Source organism: Parvibaculum sp., from assembly GCF_035511255.1.
Taxonomy (GTDB): Bacteria; Pseudomonadota; Alphaproteobacteria; order Parvibaculales; family Parvibaculaceae; genus Parvibaculum.
Genome location: NZ_DATKFR010000316.1, coordinates 1 through 3120, shown reverse-complemented (window position 1 = coordinate 3120; position 3120 = coordinate 1). Strand labels below are relative to the sequence as shown.

Sequence of the window (3120 nt, the reverse complement as noted above, 5' to 3'; positions counted from 1 at the left end):
ACGCGATCGCGCGCGGCGCCGGGCGTCGAAGCCCATTCGGCCGGCACACCGTTTGCCGTCACGCTTTCAAGCGTCACGTCCGTGGCCGTCGGAAAGACGGTCCCGAGATTGTCATAGGTCTGGCGCAGCTCCGCCGTGTCGGCGGGTTCGGGCATCGAGGCGAGAAACTCGCGGATAGCAACAATCTCCTGGTCTTTCATGTTGTCCTCCCTGTGATGATTTCGACGTTCTCAGATTGCGCCCCGCTCCTCGCGGAAAAAACCAAGTTTCTGCTGCGCGGCGCGGTCGGAATAATTGAAGAGCACGGCCTCGCTCTCCGGCTCGTGGCGGGCGAAGGTCCAGTTCGGCACGACGAAGATGTCGCGCGGGCCCCATTCGATCACGGTCTCGCCGATGACCGAGCGGCCTCGCCCTTCCGCGACGACATAGACCGCGCTTTCGGTCGAGCGATAAGGTGAGCCACGGAAGCCCTGCGGCAGCAATGTCAGAAATGCGGCCATGGTCGGCACGGCGTGATCGCCCGTCGCCGGATTCACATAGGCGAGCTTGTGGCCGTTGTGAGGATCGGGCGTATCCGATTTAGCAAGCCGCGCCAGCGCCGCGCGCGCGCGCTCATAGGGATAGCGGAAAAGCGGCGAATGAAGCCCCTTCGGCTTCCAGTCGGCCGGCAGAAGCCCGTTGCCGTAGCGCGCCAGCGCATCGCCTTCGTCGCGGTGAAGCGGATGATGGGCTTTCGGATAGTTGTCGGCGAAGACCGCATCGAAGAAGCGTGCCATCGGCACGTCGACGCCGTCGAGCCAGAGGATCGGCTGATCGCCGTCATTCGAGTGATCATGCCAGAGCCCGGACGGCGTGACGATGAAATCGCCCTCCTCCATCCGTGCGCGCTCGCCATCGACGGCGGTGAAGGCTCCGCCCTTGCTTTCGAGCACGAAGCGGATCGCTGTCGGCGTATGCCGATGCGCCGGCGCGACCTCGCCCGGCATCACCATCTGCACGCCGCCCGCCAGCGTACCGACCGGCGCCTTGACGCCGCCGAGCCCCGGATTGACCAGCAGCAGCACGCGGCGCTCGGCTTCCGTCGCGGAAACGACACGGCCCGCTTCCATCATGGTCGAGCGGATGGTGTCGTAGCGCCAGAGATGCGGAAGCGCGCGCGGGCGCGGCTCCTTCATCATGTTCATTTCCGGATGACGCCAGAGCGGCGCCAGATTCTCGCCCGCGACCTTCTCGTAGAAAAGGCCCTGTGCCCTCGCGCGCTCTTCCGTCAACGACATGCCCACCTCCCGATGTCTTTATGACGGAGGATATACCGCGAGCCGGGCGTTTGACATCTTTCGCGAGGTCGAAATCCCCCTCCCCTCACCCTGCTCCGGGTAAGGCTCGGGCTATGCCCTCGCCAACCCTCCGCATGAGGGTGAGGGGTGGGAATGGACGAGGTCGCCGTACCTCTCAGCCCTTCGTCCGGACGATCTCTTCCTCGACGTCCCTGAGACGGTCCTTGCCGAAGAATATCTCGTCGTCGACATAAAAGGTCGGCGCGCCGAAGCTGCCGCGTTCGACCGAGGCCGTCGTGTCGGCGAGCAGCTTGTCCTTCACATCCTGCTCCTGAATGCGGGAGAGAATGCGCGCGCCGTCAAGGCCGCCGGCATCGAGGGCCGCCCGGATCACCTCCGCGTCGTCCATCTTCAGCGAATCCTCCCACATGGCGCGGAAGACGATGTCCATGTATTTCGGCAGCACACCGTCCATTTTCGCCGCCACGGCGCCGCGCATGATCTGCACGGTGTTGACCGGGAAATGCGTATTGAACTTGAACTTCGTCAGACTGTGCCTCTTGATGAAGCGCTGCATCTCGAGGTTCTCGTATTGCGGCTTGTTCCTGATATTGCCGAAGGCGATCATCGGCGGCTGATTGCCGGTGAGCTTGAAGATGCCGCCGAGCAGCACCGGCACGTTCTCGAACGTAACGCCGGTCCTCGCCTCGATCTCCGGAATGACCTTCCAGGCCATATAGGAATTCGGACTGCCGAAATCGAAATGATGTTCCACCCTCGCCATCACCATGTCTCCCCATATGGACGGATGTCCAGTTCGTGCGTCCAGGCGTCGCGCGCCTGGTTGTGCAGCATCCAATAGGTATCGGCGATCGAGGCCGGGTTCATCAGCTGATCGGGTTGCAGATTCTGCAGGGCTTCCTCGCCGCGTGCCGCCTTGATGCGATCGCGCACGAAGGCGGTGTCGACGCCCGCATCGATGATGAGATGCGCGACATGGATGTTCTTCGGTCCCAGCTCCCGCGCCATGCTCTGCGCCACCGCGCGCAAGCCGAATTTCGCCGAGGCAAAGGCTGCATAGCCGGTGCCGCCGCGCAGGCTCGCCGTCGCGCCGGTGAAGAAGATCGAGCCCTGCCCGCGCGGCACCATGTGACGCGCCGCCTCGCGTCCGGCGAGGAAGCCCGAATAGCAGGCCATCTCCCAGACTTTGCGGAAGACGCGCTCCGTCGTGTCGAGGATTGGAAAGTTGACGTTGGCGCCTACATTGAAGATCGTGAGCTCGAGCGGCGCTTGTGCATCGGCTTCCGCCATGAAGGCCGCCACATCGTCTTCCTTGCGTGCGTCGAGGCCACGCGCGAAACAGATGCCGCCTGCTGCTTCGATCTCGGCCTTGAGCGGCGCGAGCTTGTCCGCCGTGCGCCGCCCGGCAAAAACCGTATAGCCCTCGGCGGCAAACTTCTTCGCGATCGCGCCGCCGATATAGTCGCCGGCGCCGACGATGGCCGCCGTCGCATTCCGTTGGATGGGCATGAGCGTTCCTCGCCTTGATTGTCGCCCGATGTAAGTTCCAAAACGGAACTTTGTCAACCCGATGGCCTCGACGCATCGGCGAGGTCTAGATTGGCGGTGCAAAATGCAGGGAGAATCGGCGATGAGCGAATGGAACCTGCCCTGGGAGGGTGGATGCCGCTGCGGACAGGTACGCGTGAAGATCAGCGCGCCGCCCGTCATCACCATGGCGTGCCATTGCACGGGCTGCCAGCGAATGACCTCCAGTGCTTTCTCGCTCAGCATCCTTCTGCCGAAGGATGGCTTCGCGATCACAAAGGGGGAGCCGGTGATC

At 63.5% G+C, this 3120-nt stretch carries 4 protein-coding genes and 1 pseudogene; 1 reads left to right on the top strand and 4 read right to left on the bottom strand.

Features of this window, described 5'->3' with window-relative positions; translation table 11 throughout:
• The 4 genes and pseudogenes from VMR03_RS12495 to VMR03_RS12480 all read right to left on the bottom strand — a co-directional run.
• Positions 1-200 (bottom strand): annotated as a pseudogene (locus VMR03_RS12495) (alpha/beta hydrolase); the annotation flags it as partial.
• Positions 201-230: 30 nt separating this feature from the next.
• Entirely contained in the window at positions 231-1277 is a 1047-nt protein-coding gene (gene gtdA / locus VMR03_RS12490; protein WP_325405685.1) for a gentisate 1,2-dioxygenase, read from the bottom strand.
• A 175-nt stretch (positions 1278-1452) separates the two neighbouring features.
• Positions 1453-2061: a 2-hydroxychromene-2-carboxylate isomerase gene (locus tag VMR03_RS12485; protein WP_325405683.1), complete on the bottom strand. Its 609-nt coding sequence runs from the start codon at positions 2059-2061 to the stop codon at positions 1453-1455.
• Complete coding sequence (locus VMR03_RS12480; protein ID WP_325405682.1) at positions 2061-2807, bottom strand: SDR family oxidoreductase; 747 nt, start codon at positions 2805-2807, stop codon at positions 2061-2063. The genes VMR03_RS12485 and VMR03_RS12480 overlap by 1 nt, the downstream gene beginning before the upstream one ends.
• A gap of 121 nt (positions 2808-2928) precedes the next feature.
• On the opposite strand from VMR03_RS12480, the gene VMR03_RS12475 reads away from it, so the two are divergent.
• The coding region (locus VMR03_RS12475) for a GFA family protein (RefSeq protein ID WP_325405680.1) at positions 2929-3120 on the top strand (192 nt) is incomplete at its 3' end.

Excerpts from the sequence above, each read along its gene's own strand:
- gtdA (WP_325405685.1), bottom strand. The coding sequence starts at position 1,277 with ATGTCGTTGACGGAAGAGCGCGCGAGGGCACAGGGCCTTTTCTACGAG.
- VMR03_RS12485 (WP_325405683.1), bottom strand. The coding sequence starts at position 2,061 with ATGGCGAGGGTGGAACATCATTTCGATTTCGGCAGTCCGAATTCCTAT.
- VMR03_RS12480 (WP_325405682.1), bottom strand. The coding sequence starts at position 2,807 with ATGCCCATCCAACGGAATGCGACGGCGGCCATCGTCGGCGCCGGCGAC.